12 protein-coding genes and 1 tRNA gene are annotated in these 15,061 nt (G+C 47.2%); all 13 read left to right on the top strand.

What is annotated here, in order from left to right; all coding sequences use genetic code 11:
* The first annotated feature begins 511 nt into the window (after positions 1-511).
* The 13 genes from M886_RS08880 (at position 512) to rpsJ (ending at position 14,751) form a co-directional block, all read left to right on the top strand.
* Positions 512-588: transfer RNA gene (locus tag M886_RS08880), tRNA-Lys, on the top strand.
* A gap of 86 nt (positions 589-674) precedes the next feature.
* Positions 675-911, top strand: a complete 237-nt coding sequence (locus tag M886_RS08875; RefSeq protein WP_048037333.1) for a DNA-directed RNA polymerase subunit H — start codon at positions 675-677, stop codon at positions 909-911.
* A 219-nt stretch (positions 912-1,130) separates the two neighbouring features.
* On the top strand, positions 1,131-2,726 hold the full coding sequence (locus M886_RS08870; protein WP_048041049.1) for a DNA-directed RNA polymerase subunit B'': 1,596 nt from the start codon (positions 1,131-1,133) through the stop codon (positions 2,724-2,726).
* A gap of 14 nt (positions 2,727-2,740) precedes the next feature.
* The gene (gene rpoB, locus M886_RS08865) at positions 2,741-4,555 is read left to right on the top strand and encodes a DNA-directed RNA polymerase subunit B (RefSeq protein WP_011034199.1); all 1,815 of its coding nucleotides are present in this window, start codon (positions 2,741-2,743) and stop codon (positions 4,553-4,555) included.
* A gap of 13 nt (positions 4,556-4,568) precedes the next feature.
* Complete coding sequence (locus M886_RS08860; RefSeq protein ID WP_048051044.1) at positions 4,569-7,211, top strand: DNA-directed RNA polymerase subunit A'; 2,643 nt, start codon at positions 4,569-4,571, stop codon at positions 7,209-7,211.
* A complete protein-coding gene (gene rpoA2, locus M886_RS08855; RefSeq protein WP_048038811.1) occupies positions 7,211-8,434 on the top strand; it encodes a DNA-directed RNA polymerase subunit A'' in 1,224 nt (407 codons plus the stop codon). Before M886_RS08860 ends, rpoA2 begins: the two co-directional genes overlap by 1 nt.
* A gap of 249 nt (positions 8,435-8,683) precedes the next feature.
* Positions 8,684-8,980 (top strand): 50S ribosomal protein L30e, encoded by a 297-nt coding sequence (locus M886_RS08850; protein WP_015412425.1) that lies wholly within the window; start codon positions 8,684-8,686, stop codon positions 8,978-8,980.
* Between the two features lie 20 nt (positions 8,981-9,000).
* The gene (locus M886_RS08845) at positions 9,001-9,426 is read left to right on the top strand and encodes a NusA-like transcription termination signal-binding factor (protein ID WP_048038812.1); all 426 of its coding nucleotides are present in this window, start codon (positions 9,001-9,003) and stop codon (positions 9,424-9,426) included.
* A 105-nt stretch (positions 9,427-9,531) separates the two neighbouring features.
* Complete coding sequence (locus M886_RS08840) at positions 9,532-9,960, top strand: 30S ribosomal protein S12 (protein ID WP_011034194.1); 429 nt, start codon at positions 9,532-9,534, stop codon at positions 9,958-9,960.
* Positions 9,961-9,964: 4 nt separating this feature from the next.
* Entirely contained in the window at positions 9,965-10,525 is a 561-nt protein-coding gene (locus tag M886_RS08835) for a 30S ribosomal protein S7 (RefSeq protein WP_015412424.1), read from the top strand.
* 63 nt (positions 10,526-10,588) lie between these two features.
* Complete coding sequence (locus M886_RS08830) at positions 10,589-12,781, top strand: elongation factor EF-2 (RefSeq protein ID WP_048051043.1); 2,193 nt, start codon at positions 10,589-10,591, stop codon at positions 12,779-12,781.
* Between the two features lie 354 nt (positions 12,782-13,135).
* Positions 13,136-14,404 (top strand): translation elongation factor EF-1 subunit alpha, encoded by a 1,269-nt coding sequence (tuf, locus tag M886_RS08825; RefSeq protein WP_048051042.1) that lies wholly within the window; start codon positions 13,136-13,138, stop codon positions 14,402-14,404.
* 38 nt (positions 14,405-14,442) lie between these two features.
* Positions 14,443-14,751 (top strand): 30S ribosomal protein S10, encoded by a 309-nt coding sequence (gene rpsJ, locus M886_RS08820; RefSeq protein WP_011021276.1) that lies wholly within the window; start codon positions 14,443-14,445, stop codon positions 14,749-14,751.
* The last annotated feature ends 310 nt before the right edge of the window (positions 14,752-15,061 follow it).

Genomic DNA, 15,061 nt, shown 5'->3' with positions numbered 1-15,061 from the left:
AAAGTCCTTAAGTTAAAATTCCCTTAACAGGTATGAACAACTACTTAAGTGTGGAGACTTTCAGTTTAATTCTCACAGATGGTGTCTCTTTTTTAGAAAGCGATGCTTTGTTAATTGATGCTTCATTTTAGAGGGTGACTATCGGGAAAGCGGGAGGTTATTTAAAATAAGGGCAAAAGTTTCAGTTTACCCAAAAATATGGAGGAATTATTCAGTTTATTCAGTTTTTGGCCTTACTTTTAAAAAAGTGAAAATAATCGTACATATATTTTACTGGAAAAATCAGAAAAATATTTGTATAAAATCCCCACATTACAAATAAATTTACGAAAGATTTTCAAAAATTTAGGGACAAAAAAGGAACTCACCATAAGTTATAAATAGTATAGCTATAATTAGAGGGTTGCACCGGTGAAAGAGGTGCTCCCTGATGCAGCGGGGCAGCAGGGTTGCATGCTGAGAAATTGGCATTCAGTGGTGCAAAACATAGAGGTGGAGAGATAAACAAACTGGGCCCGTAGCTCAGTCAGGCAGAGCGACTGGCTTTTAACCAGTCGGCCTAGGGTTCAAATCCCTACGGGCCCGCCATGTTCTTTATTATGACTGGCGGAAAGGCCATCCGCTGGAGAAATCTAATCAAGTTTTTTGAATGCTTTATTTTTGGAGGAAAGGATTTGACAAAGTTCAGCCTGCTCGACCATGAGGCGGTCCCCAAGCATGAAATCATGTCTGAGGGCGAGTTAAAGTCTGTTTTAAGCAAATATTTTATCGAAAAGGAACAACTTCCGAAAATCAAAGTGCAGGATCCTGTTTGTAAAGAAATAGGAGCTGTCGTCGGAGATGTCGTGAAAATAACAAGAAAAAGTCAGACTGCAGGGGAGGCAGATTATTACAGACTCGTGATTGAGTAAGCGGAGGGGAGTTAAAACCGCTTTCAAAATCATATTTTTTTCACTGAATATCTTTTTGAATCCCATGCACCATCATACGGAAAGATTCAACGACTGCATAAGATCCAGACCTGAAGGATCACCATTTATTGATTTTCATTTTACCAAAGCAAAGAGGGTGCTATCATCGCGTTAGAAAGCAGTATACTGTCGCAGGCCTATTTTACACGGGACAAGATAGTGCAGCACCATATAGACTCATTTAATAAGTTTATAGACTATGGGCTGCAAAAGATCATTGATGAACAGAGAATAATAGAAACCGACATTGAGGACACTTATCTCAAGCTCGGCAAGATCCGGGTAGAGCATCCGGTGGTGAAGGAGGCAGACGGAGCGATTGAAAAGCTTTACCCGAATGAAGGGAGGCTCAGAAACCTTTCGTACTCAGGCCCCCTCTACCTTGAAATGAGTGTCGTAAAAGACGGGATAGAGTCAGAGGCAATGGAAGCAAAAATTGGGCAGCTTCCTGTTATGGTCAAGTCCAAAATCTGTAATCTCCTCGGACTCAGCGAGGTAGAGAAAGTCCGCTATGGAGAAGACCCTCTCGACCCCGGGGGATATTTCATCATCGGCGGTACGGAAAGGGTAGTTATGACCCTTGAGGACCTTGCTCCCAACAAAATCCTTGTTGAATTCGGAGAGCGCTACGGTGACGAAATAGAGGTTGCAAAAGTATTCTCACAGAAGAGAGGATACAGGGCACTCGTAATTGTGGAGAGAGGTAGGAAGTCCCTGCTTGAGGTTTCTTTCCCATCGATATCCGGCAGAGTGTACTTTATTACACTTATGAGGGCTCTCGGGATAGTAACTGACGAAGATATCGTAAATGCAGTTTCGAGCGATCCCGAAATTATCAAGTTCATGCTGGAAAACCTTGAAGAAGCCGAAGTCGAAACCCAGGAAGAGGCAATCGAGAAGATCGGAGCAAGGGTTGCTGCAGGGCAGGCCAAGGAATACCAGATAAAAAGGGCAAACTACGTAATTGACAGGTATCTTTTCCCACACCTTGGAAACGACGTCAGAGACAGGGTCTCAAAAGCTCATTTCCTCGCAAGAATGGCAGAGTCCTGTTTTGAGCTGGCACTTAAAAAGCGTACCGAAGACGACAAAGACCACTACGCAAACAAGAGGCTTAAACTCGCAGGCGACCTGATGGAAGACCTTTTCAGGGTATCCTTTAACAGGCTTGCAAGGGACATAAAGTACCAGCTCGAACGCGCAAACATGAGGAACAGGGAACTTAATGTTGCCACAATTGTAAGGGCAGACGTTTTAACTGACCGCCTGCAACACCCGCTGGCAACAGGAAACTGGGTAGGAGGCAGGACAGGTGTTTCCCAGCTCCTTGACAGGAACGATTACATTTCTACACTTTCTCACCTTCGCCGCGTAATTTCACCACTTTCCCGTGCCCAGCCTCACTTTGAAGCCCGTGACCTGCACGCAACTCAGTGGGGGCGTCTCTGTCCTTCCGAAACTCCAGAAGGTCCGAATTGTGGCCTTGTGAAGAACTTTGCAGAAATGGTCGAACTCTCAACCGGGACAGAAGAAATAGAGAACATGAAAAAAATACTCTACGACCTTAATGTCGAAAAAGTGGTTGTGAAAGTGCCAGAAATCCCGGCAAAAATAAAAGAAATATTACTCGATGAATTCGGGGAAGAGATTGTTGAAGAGTTTGAAGAAACTCCTGAACCCGAAACCAAATTCAAAGATGATGATTTCTACGATTATTCAGATATGGACGACTCTGGATCTATGTATGGTGACTGAGGGGTTGATGTCAGATGGCTAAAGCAAAAGTATTCATAAACGGAGAGCTCGTCGGGACTCATGACAACCCTGCGGAACTCGTAGAAGAGCTCAGAAAAATGAGGCGGCAGGGATTCATATCCAGACAGGTCAATATAGCTCTAAATGACAGTACCAGGGAAGTAATTATAAATTCCGATATGGGCAGGGCAAGAAGACCTCTTCTGGTTGTGGAAAATGGTTCTCCCAAAGTAACCGAAGAGCATGTACAGAAACTGAAGAACAAGGAAATCAGTTTTGACGACCTTGTGAAAGAAGGCTGTGTGGAGTATCTGGATGCCGAAGAAGAGGAAAACGCATACATTGCCCTCTATGAGTCCGACATTACTGACAGGCATACCCATATGGAGATCGACCCCGAAATGATGCTCGGCATCTGTACCGGGATGGTCCCTTACCCGGAACACAACGCATCTCCGCGTAATACCATGGGTGCAGCCATGATCAAACAGTGTATCGGAGTCTCCACAGCAAACCAGAAGTTAAGGCCGGATACCCGTGCCCACGTCCTTCACTATCCTCAGAGGGCACTCACCAGAACAAGAACATCCGAAGCAATAGGCTTCGATGACAGACCTGCAGGCCAGAACTTCGTAGTAGCAATTCTGTCTTATGAAGGATATAATATTGAAGACGCCCTGATCTTCAACAGGGGTTCAATCGATAGAGGGCTCGGGAGAAGTCATTTCCTCAGGACTTTTGAGGGTGAAGAAAGAAGGTACCCCGGTGGACAGGAAGATAAATTCGAAATTCCTGACTCCGAATACCGCGGAGCCCGCAGTGCAGAAGCATATGCAAACCTTGACGTGGATGGGCTTGTGAACCCTGAGACCCCTGTAGGTCCCAATGACGTGCTTATAGGAAAGACCAGCCCTCCCAGGTTCCTTGAAGAGCCTTCTGATTTCGGGATTGCAGTAGAACAGAGAAGAGAAAGCTCTGTTACCATGCGGTCTAACGAAACAGGGATTGTGGACACAGTAATTCTTACAGAATCCATTAACGGAACCCGCCTTGCCAAAGTAAAGGTAAGGGATGAGAGGATCCCGGACATAGGGGATAAGTTCGCTTCCAGGCACGGGCAAAAAGGAGTTATCGGCTTAAAAGTCCCTATTGCGGACATGCCTTTTACGGAATCAGGTCTCACCCCCGATCTGATGATTAACCCGCACGCAATTCCTTCACGTATGACTGTAGGACACGTCCTGGAAATGATCGGCGGGAAAGTGGGCTCAATGGAAGGCAGAAGAGTAAATGCAACAGCCTTCTCAGGAGAAAAAGAGGACGATTTAAGAGAAGCCCTGAAAAAACACGGCTTTGCCCACACAGGAAAAGAGGTTTTCTATGACGGAGCAACAGGCAGGATGATCCCTGCAGATGTCTTCGTTGGTGTAATCCTTTACCAGAAACTTCACCACATGGTTACTTCCAAGATGCACGCAAGGTCTCGCGGACCCGTACAGGTGCTTACCCGTCAGCCGACTGAGGGTCGTGCAAGGGAAGGTGGTCTCAGGTTCGGGGAAATGGAGCGTGATGTTCTGGTAGGGCACGGAGCAGCCATGTCCTTAAAAGAAAGATTGCTTGACGAGTCTGACAAAGTGGTTGAACTTGTCTGCTCGCACTGTGGAATGGTTGCAACATACGACAAGCAGAGGAACGTAGCTTTCTGTTCGGCCTGCGGTGCTGACACTGATATATATCCTGTAGAGATGAGCTATGCTTTCAAGCTGTTACTTGACGAAATTAAGTCTCTTGGAGTCGCTCCCAGGCTTAACCTTGAAGATGCTGTATAAGTGAGGTGGACATATGGCAAACGTACCTCCAATTCCTAAAAGAATTTCTTCTATCAAATTCGGCTTAATGTCCCCAAAAGAAATCCGTAAGATGAGTGCAACCCCCATTATCACGGCTGACACTTATGATGACGACGGGTTTCCAATTGACATGGGGCTTATGGACACAAAACTCGGGGTTATTGACCCCGGGCTTCGCTGCAAGACCTGCTCTGGCAGGGCGGGTGAGTGTCCTGGACACTTCGGGCACATTGAACTTGTTGCCCCTGTTGTCCATGTAGGTTTTAACAAAGTAATCAGAAAACTTCTCAGGGCAACCTGCAGGAAATGCAGCAAGATCCTTCTGGAACCGGCACAGAAGCAGCAGTTTCTGGACCAGCTTACTGCAGTTGAAGAGATCGGGCACATGCCTGATGACCTGATTAATGAAGTATATAAAGAAGCCAGCAAGGTGAAAAACTGCCCTTACTGCAATGAAGAACAACTTGAAATCAAGTTCGAAAAGCCCAGCGAGTACCTGGAAAACGGAGAGAAGCTGACCCCTACCGAGATAAGGGACCGCTTTGAAAACATCCCTGACGAAGATATAAGGGTTGTAGGGATGGACCCGAAAAACGCAAGGCCTGAATGGATGATCCTTACAGTCCTGCCGGTACCCCCTGTTACCGTACGTCCTTCAATTACACTGGAATCCGGGCAGCGCAGTGAAGACGACCTGACCCACAAGCTGGTAGACATTATCAGGATCAACCAGCGGTTCCAGGAAAACAGGGAAGCAGGAGCTCCACAGCTTATCATTGAGGACCTCTGGGAACTTCTCCAGTATCACGTTACCACATTCTTTGACAACTCGGTTTCAGGAATTCCGCCTGCAAGGCACAGGTCTGGAAGGCCTCTCAAGACCCTCTCCCAGCGTTTAAAAGGTAAAGAAGGGAGGTTCAGGGGAAGCCTGTCAGGTAAGCGTGTTAACTTTTCAGCCCGTACTGTTATCTCCCCTGACCCGAACCTCAGCATAAACGAAGTCGGTGTGCCCATGCCCATTGCAAAGATCCTGACAATGCCTGCAGTGGTGACTCCAAGGAACATCGAACAGCTCAAGGTCTATGTAAGGAATGGTGAAGATATCCACCCGGGAGCAAACTACGTTTTCAGGTCAGACGGCAGGCGCATAAAAGTAACCAATATGAACAAGGAAGACCTCGCCGAGAAGCTGGAATTCGGCTGGACTGTGGAGCGCCAGTTAAAAGACGGCGATACTGTCCTTTTCAACAGGCAGCCTTCTCTTCACAAAATGAGTATCATGGCGCACTCAGTAAAGGTTCTGCCGAACAAAACTTTCAGGCTGAACCCTGCAGTCTGTCCTCCGTATAACGCGGACTTTGACGGGGACGAAATGAACATGCACGCCCTCCAGACAGAAGAGTCAAGGGCTGAGGCAAAGATCCTCATGCAGGTCCAGGAGAACATCCTTTCCCCGCGTTTCGGAGGTCCCATTATCGGAGGGATCCACGACCACATTTCAGGTCTTTTCCTGCTCACCCGTTTTGAAAACAGAATTTCCAGTTTTGATGCTTACGACCTTCTCAGGAAGAGCAGCGCACGCAGCCTGCCTGAACCTGCAGGGCATGATGAGTACGGAAAACCTTACTGGACAGGGAAACAGATCTTCAGCCAGATCCTGCCTGAAGGTCTCAATGCAGAGTTCTCAGCTCAGGTCTGCTCACACTGCGATACCTGTAAGAAAGAAGAATGCCCGAACGATGCCTATGTGGTAATCCGGGATGGAAAACTCATTACAGGTACCATAGACGAAGCGGCAATAGGGGCTTTCAAAGGAAAGATTCAGGACCGCATCATCAAGGAAATTGGCCCCGAAGCAGGAGCCCGCTTTGTGGATGACATGACTAAACTGGCAATCAGGGCAATCATGCGCACGGGACTGAGTTTCGGAATTGCTGATGAAGATATCCCGAAAGAAGCCAGGATCCAGATCAATGAGGTCCTCACAGAGGCTGAAGATGCCGTGCAGAACCTTATCAAGTCATACATAAATAAAGAGCTTGACCCCCTCCCGGGAAGGACCCTTGACGAAACAATTGAAATGAGTATCATGCAGAAGCTGGGTAAAGCCAGAGACAAGACTGGTAACATAGCAGACAGCCACATGGGTCTTGAAAACTCTGCAGTTATTATGGCTCGTTCGGGAGCCAGAGGTTCTATCCTCAACCTTACTCAGATGGCAGCCTGTGTCGGCCAGCAGGCAGTGCGTGGTGAGCGCATCCGCAGAGGGTATGCAGGCAGAACCCTGCCCCATTTCCTTGAAGGTGACCTGGGATCGGATGCCCATGGGTTCGTTAAGGCAAGCTACAAGAGCGGGCTCAACCCGACCGAGTATTTCTTCCACGCCATCGGTGGTAGAGAAGGTCTTGTGGACACTGCGGTCAGGACATCGCAGTCAGGTTACCTGCAGAGAAGACTTGTCAATGCCCTTCAGGACCTTGAGGTCCAGTACGACCTTACAGTAAGGGATACCAGAGGTGTGCTTGTACAGTTCAAGTACGGGGAAGATGGAATTAACCCGACAAAGAGTGATTTCAGCAAACCCGACACTATCCACAGGATTGTCCGTTCCGTAGTAAACAAGGAGGTGGCATGATGAGCATCAGCGAAGCCACAGTAGACAGCATGATAAAGGACCTTCCACTTCCTTCTAACATTTTAAAAACTCTGAGGGACGATGTTATCAAGGCAGGGGTAAGCAAAAAAGAAATGGAAGAGATTATAGAAAGGATAATGGAAGAATATACGGTCTCGTGCATTGAGCCCTGTGACGCTGCTGGAGTTGTTGCAGCCCAGTCAATAGGAGAACCGGGCACTCAGATGACGATGCGTACCTTCCACTACGCCGGTGTGGCTGAGATTAACGTTACCCTGGGTCTTCCTCGTTTGATTGAAATCGTGGATGCAAGGAAGATTCCGAGCACTCCTATGATGACAATTGCCCTTTCCAAAGAACACCCGGAAGACTATGCTTACGACAGGGAAAAGACAAGAGCCCTTGCATGGGAGATTGAAGCAACCAAAATAGACCATATCGCTGACGTTACCACTGACCTTTCCCAGATGAAGCTTATAATAGACCTGCACGAAAAAGCAATGGAAGGCAGGAATATTACAATAGACCGGGTAAAGGAGAAGTTCAATGAAGAGCTCAATGTCCTGGTCAGCATCTCTCCTGATATAGACAACCAGATTGTTATCACTCCCGGAGAGCCTTCTTACAGGGAACTGCTCCAGCTTGCAAAGAGCATCCACAATGTTACCCTCAAAGGCATAGAAGGGATCAAAAGAGTCGTGGTCCGAAAAGAGGGCGAAGAATATACCCTGTATACAGAAGGGTCGGCTCTTCGTGAAGTCCTGCAGTTTGAAGGCGTGGACAGGACCAGAACCAGCACAAACAACATTAACGAAATATACGAAGTGTTGGGGATCGAGGCTGCAAGAAACGCAATCATCAAGGAGGCTACGGATACCCTGCGTGAACAGGGTCTTACCGTGGACATCAGGCACATCATGCTTGTGGCAGACCTTATGACTTCGGACGGGGAAGTAAAACAGATAGGCAGGCACGGCATTTCAGGTGAAAAGGCAAGTGTATTTGCCCGTGCGGCTTTCGAAGTTACTGTGAACCATCTTCTCGATGCAGGTATGCGCGGATACGTGGACCAGCTGCAGGGTGTTACGGAAAACATCATTGTCGGCCAGCCGATACGCATGGGTACGGGAGACGTACACCTTATAAGCAGAAAAGCAGAGAAAGTGGTGAAAGTACCACCGGAAATCGAAGCAGCAGAAGAAATTGAAGTCGAAGAGGGGTGAAGTCCGGTAAAACCCGGACACGACCTATAATTATTTAAATGTATAATCTGATACAGGACGGGTCCATATCGGACACATATTACCTTAATAAACTTCATCAAATCCTGCTGCAGAAACTTGAGTCCGCGAGGCTCATAACCAGAAAATTGATATAAGGCATCAGGTATTTAGAGTACCATATACTCACCGAGCTTGGAATCTTTATTTAGAAAGAGATAGAGTAGACGAGCGAATTTGAGACGAGAGTTGATGAAAATGAAGATTAATGTTGATAAATCTCTTATTAAGGCTGTGAAAACAGGAAAAGTAATAATCGGAGCCAACAGGACCGTTGATGCAGCAGAAAATGGCTCAGCAAAAATGGTGGTTCTGGCATCAAACTGCCCGGCAGATATCAAGAAGAAAGTTCAGGAAACAAATGTTCCGGTTCTTGAATACGAAGGCACAAGTGTGGAACTCGGGCCCGTATGCGGAAAGCCGTTCACGATTGCAGCCATGGCAATCCTTGATGCAGGCGAATCAGATATACTTGCAGCTACAGCTTAAGAAAAAGGAGTTGCAGCGTCTTGGGTGAAATAAGACTTACTGCAGAAAGCATCCAGTACATTGCATTGTTTGAAAACATGACACGGGCCAAGATACTTGACTGTATCCCGGAAGAGGAAAGGCTTGTGTATGTTGTAAAGCAGGGCGATATGGGGCTTGCAATAGGCAAAAACGGAGAAAATATAAACCGTGTTAAAAAAGCCCTGGACAAACCCATTGAGCTTGTGGAGTATTCAGAGGATCCTGGAACTTTTATCAAGAACGCCTTCGGACCGGTATCTGTAAGTTCAGTGAACCTTACAAATAAAAATGGCAAGCGATTAGCTTATGTAGAGGTACCCAATAAAGAGAAGGGACTTGCCATCGGTCGCAACGGTAAGAATATAGAGAAAGTGAAAATGCTTGCACGTCGTCATCACAATATAGAAGACGTTATCCTGCAATGATATCCCTTTAATTTACGTTGATCCATTAATCCGGCGTTGAAGGACAATTCTTGCATTTGATGCAAAATCAGGAAACTGTGATCAATTATTAACGGAGAATTTACTATGGCTAAAGGAAAATATGCAGCTAATATACTCAAACAAACCAGGAAAGATGCCCGCTGGAAAGACACATACTACGGCAGGCGTGTTCTTGGTCTGAATGTTAAGGCTGACCCGCTTGGTGGTGCACCTCAGGGTCGGGGAATAGTATTGGAAAAAGTAGGAGTCGAAGCCAAACAGCCGAACTCCGCAATCAGGAAATGCGTAAGAATCCAGCTCATTAAAAACGGGCGTCAGGTAACCGCTTTCTGTCCCGGAGACGGTGCAGTAAACTTCATTGACGAACACGATGAAGTTACCGTGGAAAGGATAGGAGGCCGCATGGGCGGTGCTATGGGTGACATTCCAGGCGTACGTTTCAAAGTAATTGCCGTAAACAATGTGTCCCTGAACCAGCTGGTCATCGGCAGATTGGAAAAGCCCAGGAGATGATTTTTTGTACAAGATTTTTGGGAAATGGGACCCAACAGAAGTAGAGGTCAGGGACCTCGGTATTAAGCGCTATGTCAGCCTTACACCTGTAATTGTTCCGCACAGCAGTGGGAAACATGCCAGGCAGCAGTTTAACAAATCTGAAATTTCCATTGTAGAGCGCCTCGCAAACAACCTCATGAGGACAGAAACAAACACTGGAAAGAAGCAGGTGACCCTCCGCGCAGTCGAAGAGGCTTTTGATATCATCAACAGGAAGACCCAGCAGAACCCTATCCAGATTCTCGTGGACGCCATTGCAAATGCAGGCCCCAGAGAAGAAGTGGTCAGGCTGAAGTACGGCGGAATCTCCGTTCCAAAAGCAGTTGACACCGCACCTCAGAGGCGTGTTGACACCGCTCTTCGCTACATCAGCATGGGAACAAACGCTGCAGCCTTCAAATCCAAGCGCTCTGTTGCAGAGTGTCTTGCAACCGAACTTATAGGTGCAGCAAACCGCGATACAAAATCCTTCTCCATCAACAGAAAGGATGCAAAGGAAAGAGTTGCGAAGGCAGCCCGTTAATCGTTTACGGGCCTTTCCTGAATAAACATATAAACATTCACATTTTGCTTAAAAGGTATTAGCATGGGACGAAGAAAGAAAATGGTCGAGCGTGTGACAACGCTCATGAACGATCCGCAGAGGATCAGAAACATAGGAATCGTTGCACACATTGACCACGGTAAAACCACATTATCGGACAACCTGTTAGCAGGCGCAGGCATGATTTCCAAGGAACTTGCCGGAAGACAGCTATTCATGGACTCCGATGAAGAGGAACAGTCAAGAGGTATTACAATTGATGCCTCCAACGTTTCCATGGTTCACACATTTGATAATGAAGACTACCTGATCAACCTTATAGACACCCCGGGTCACGTTGACTTCGGTGGAGACGTTACCCGTGCCATGAGAGCAGTAGACGGTGCGGTAGTGGTAGTTGACGCAGTAGAAGGCACTATGCCCCAGACCGAGACTGTGCTGAGGCAGGCTCTCAGGGAACACGTAAGGCCCGTGCTTTTCGTTAACAAGGTAGACAGGCTTATCAATGAGCTGCAGGTCGATTCTCAGGAAATGCAGGTCCGCCTCGGAAAGGTTATTGACCACGTTAACAAACTCATCAAGAACATGAACCCCGAAAAGTTCAAGGCAGGCTGGAAAGTAGATGCTGCAGCCGGAACCGTAGCTTTCGGGTCAGCCCTTTACAACTGGGCAATCAGCGTTCCTATGATGAAGAAGACCGGGGTTTCCTTTAATGATGTATATGAATACTGTAAAGCCGGAGATATGAAGACCTTGGCAGAAAAGTGCCCTCTGCACGAAGCTGTCCTTGACATGGTTATTCACTTCCTGCCAAACCCGCTTGTAGCTCAGGAGGGCAGGGTACCTGCTATCTGGCACGGAGATGCTAACACTGAAATTGGCAAATCCATGGCAAGTGCAAATGCAGATGGAGACCTTGCATTCATGGTAACTGATATTTCCGTTGACCCCCACGCAGGAGAAGTCGCAACCGGAAGGCTGTTCAGCGGATCTCTTACGCGTGGAATGGAAGTCTTTACCTCAGGGACTGCAAAGAAGAGCAGAGTCCAGCAGGTAGGTATCTTCATGGGTCCGGAAAGGCTTGAAGTGGACAAGATCCCTGCAGGAAACATTGCTGCAGTTACCGGATTAAAGGACGCAATCGTAGGTTCCACCGTAACAACTCTTGACGGAATGACTCCTTTCGAAAGCATCAGGCACGTAAGCGAACCTGTGGTGACAGTGGCTGTAGAAGCAAAACACACCAAAGACCTCCCCAAGCTTATTGAGGTTCTCAGGCAGGTAGCAAAGGAAGACCCGACTCTCCAGATTACTCTGGACGAGGAAACCGGGGAACACCTGATGGCAGGTATGGGTGAACTTCACCTTGAAGTCATTGCCCACAGGATCGAAAGGGACAAGAACGTGGAAATCACCACAAGCAAGCCTATTGTCGTTTACCGGGAAACAATAAAGAAGAAGACTGAACCCATTGAAGGGAAGTCTCCGAACAGGCACAACAGATTCTATATCTCTGTTGAGCCCCTTGACCTCGAGATTGTCAGCGCAATCAAGGAAGGGGAAATCACTATGAACATGCCTGAACTTGAGAGGAGACAGAAACTTATTGAGCTCGGCATGGACAAAGAACAGGCAAAAGGCATTGCCGGCATCTTCAATTCCAATATCTTCATCGATCAGACCAAGGGTATCCAGTATCTGAATGAGACAATGGAACTGGTACTTGATGGGTTTGAAGAAGTTATGCGTGCTGGCCCGTTAACCAGAGAGCCTGTGGCAAACGTGAAATGTGTACTTGTAGATGCAAAGCTTCACGAAGACGCAATCCACAGAGGTCCTGCTCAGATTATCCCTGCATCAAGGCAGGCAATCCAGGCTGGTATGCTCATGGCAGAGGACAGCCTTCTTGAACCTTACCAGAAGGTCTTTGTCCAGGTACCCCAGCTCCTTATGGGTGGTGCAACAAAGGAACTTCAGGGCCGCCGTGGTGTTATCCTTAACATGACCACAGAGGGAGACCTGGCAATTATCGAAGCAAGAGTACCTGTGGCTGAGATGTTCGGATTTGCCGGAGAGATAAGGTCAGCAACCGAAGGACGTGCCATGTGGAGCACTGAGTTCGGAGGCTTTGACGTTGTGCCGTCAAGCATCCTGACCGAAATTGTTGGCCAGATCAGAGAAAGGAAGGGTCTGAAGAAGGATCTTCCCAAAGCTTCTGACTACCTTTCAATGTAAGCGGAACTATTTTCCGCTTCACCTTATTCAGGCATAAACCGGACCACAAACTTTCCTGTCCGTTCACAGGAGAAAGATCAGGATGTCTTCAAAGAGAAGAGTCCAGAAATCTTTTGATGGTTAAGTCGATGGGAAAGGTTTAAAACAAGGTATGCCTATAATGGGGAAAACAGTCCAGGCCGCTGGAAATTCAAATCAATTTGACCCGATAAATGTTCGAATCGGGAAATTTTAAGTAATGGTTGAAAGAAGACCGGAGAAGGTCTGATCATTACGAGATCTGCCCTAATATTAATATACTATGATTAGATATAGCATTGAAACTCATCCAGAATTTATAAAGGAGAATAATAAATGGCAGCAGACAAACCGCACATGAATTTAGCAGTGATTGGTCACATTGACCACGGAAAGTCAACATTCGTAGGACGTTTAATGTATGATGCAGGAGCTGTACCTGCTCACATTATCGAGAAGTACAAGGAAGAAGCAAAACAGAAAGGTAAGGAATCCTTCGCTTTTGCATGGGTTATGGACTCTCTTAAGGAAGAGCGTGAAAGAGGTATCACAATCGACATCGCTCACAAGAGATTCGACACAGACAAGTTCTACTTTACAGTCGTGGACTGCCCTGGCCACCGTGACTTCGTTAAGAACATGATTACAGGCGCTTCCCAGGCTGATGCAGCTGTTCTCGTTGTCGCAGCCCCTGATGGTGTCATGGCCCAGACCAAGGAACACATCTTCCTTTCCAGGACCCTCGGCATCAACCAGCTTATTGTTGCAATCAACAAGATGGACGCAGTAGACTACAGCGAAGCAAGGTACAAGGAAGTCGTTGAGCAGGTATCCGGTATCCTTAAGATGATCGGGTTCAAGCCAAGCGAGATCCCCTTCATCCCGACCTCTGCATTCCACGGTGACAACATCCTGAAGCTCAGCGACAAGACCCCCTGGTACAAGGGTCCGGCAATCATGGAAGCCCTCAACAGCCTTAAGGAGCCTGAAAAGCCGTCCACTCTCCCTCTCAGGATCCCTGTCGAAGACGCATACACTATCTCCGGTATCGGAACTGTGCCTGTAGGCAGAGTTGAAACCGGTGTAATGAAGAAGGGTGACAAGGTAGTCTTCATGCCCGGCGGAGCCGGCGGTGAAGTTAAGTCCATTGAAATGCACCATGAAGAAATTCCACAGGCAACCCCTGGAGACAATATCGGCTGGAACGTCCGTGGTATCGGTAAGAACGACGTCCGCAGAGGAGACGTTTGTGGCCACGTTGACAACCCACCAAAGGTAGCTGACGAGTTTGTCGGACAGATCGTTGTCCTTCAGCACCCCTCAGCAATCACTGCAGGTTACACACCTGTTTTCCACGCCCACACCTCCCAGATCGCATGCCAGCTGATTGCTCTTAACAAGAAGCTGGACCCGAAGACTGGCCAGGTTAAGGAAGAAAACCCGACTTTCCTTAAGGCAGGAGATGCAGCAATCGTTACCATCAAGCCAACAAAGCCGATGGTCATCGAGCCCGTAAAAGAAATTCCACAGCTCGGCAGGTTCGCTATCCGTGACATGGGTATGACAATTGCCGCAGGCATGTGCATGAGTGTTAAGCAGAAATAACACTTTCCTTTTTTCATTTTTTAAGGAGAAAAAAGGTTATGCAAAAAGCTAGAATAAGATTGTCAGGCATCAGTCCTAAGGATCTGGACGGAGTCTGCAACCAGGTAAAATCAATTGCGGAAAGGACAGGAGTAAATATATCAGGACCTGTTCCACTTCCAACAAAGAAGCTGGTCGTCCCTACAAGGAAGAGTCCAAGCGGTGATGGGACAGCAACATGGGACCACTGGGAAATGCGCGTACACAAGAGGCTCATCGACATCGCAGCCGATGAAAGAGCACTCCGCCAGCTCATGAGAATCCAGGTCCCAAAGGACATAAACATTGAGATTGTCCTCGAAGGATAAATGCAAAAAACGCCAGGTTACAGAACAATTCTGTACCCGGTCTTGCAAATTTTCCTTTTACTTCGTTATTCCTGAATATTTATTCCATCCACTTTTGAGAAATTTGCCGGTGGCTGTCTGTATAAAGAACCTGTCAGCCAGCCGGATATTCTTCAAATCTATTTCTGTGATGTTTTTCTTGATTTTTCTCTCTGTAATTTCTTGTGATTTTCTTTCTGTGATGTTTTTCTTGATTTTTCTCTCTGTAATTTCTTGTGATTTTCTTTCTGTGATCTTCTTTCTATATATTCACTTTACTTAGTGAGATCAG

This window comes from Methanosarcina soligelidi, from assembly GCF_000744315.1.
Lineage (GTDB): Archaea > Halobacteriota > Methanosarcinia > Methanosarcinales > Methanosarcinaceae > Methanosarcina > Methanosarcina mazei.
This window is presented reverse-complemented; position numbering and strand designations above follow the sequence as displayed.

Bases quoted from the DNA above. Each gene is read 5' to 3' on its own strand.
- tuf (WP_048051042.1), top strand. From the start codon at position 13,136: ATGGCAGCAGACAAACCGCACATGAATTTAGCAGTGATTGGTCACATT.
- M886_RS08840 (WP_011034194.1), top strand. From the start codon at position 9,532: ATGGCTAAAGGAAAATATGCAGCTAATATACTCAAACAAACCAGGAAA.
- M886_RS08830 (WP_048051043.1), top strand. From the start codon at position 10,589: ATGGGACGAAGAAAGAAAATGGTCGAGCGTGTGACAACGCTCATGAAC.
- M886_RS08860 (WP_048051044.1), top strand. From the start codon at position 4,569: ATGGCAAACGTACCTCCAATTCCTAAAAGAATTTCTTCTATCAAATTC.
- rpoB (WP_011034199.1), top strand. From the start codon at position 2,741: ATGGCTAAAGCAAAAGTATTCATAAACGGAGAGCTCGTCGGGACTCAT.
- rpsJ (WP_011021276.1), top strand. From the start codon at position 14,443: ATGCAAAAAGCTAGAATAAGATTGTCAGGCATCAGTCCTAAGGATCTG.
- rpoA2 (WP_048038811.1), top strand. From the start codon at position 7,211: ATGAGCATCAGCGAAGCCACAGTAGACAGCATGATAAAGGACCTTCCA.
- M886_RS08850 (WP_015412425.1), top strand. From the start codon at position 8,684: ATGAAAATGAAGATTAATGTTGATAAATCTCTTATTAAGGCTGTGAAA.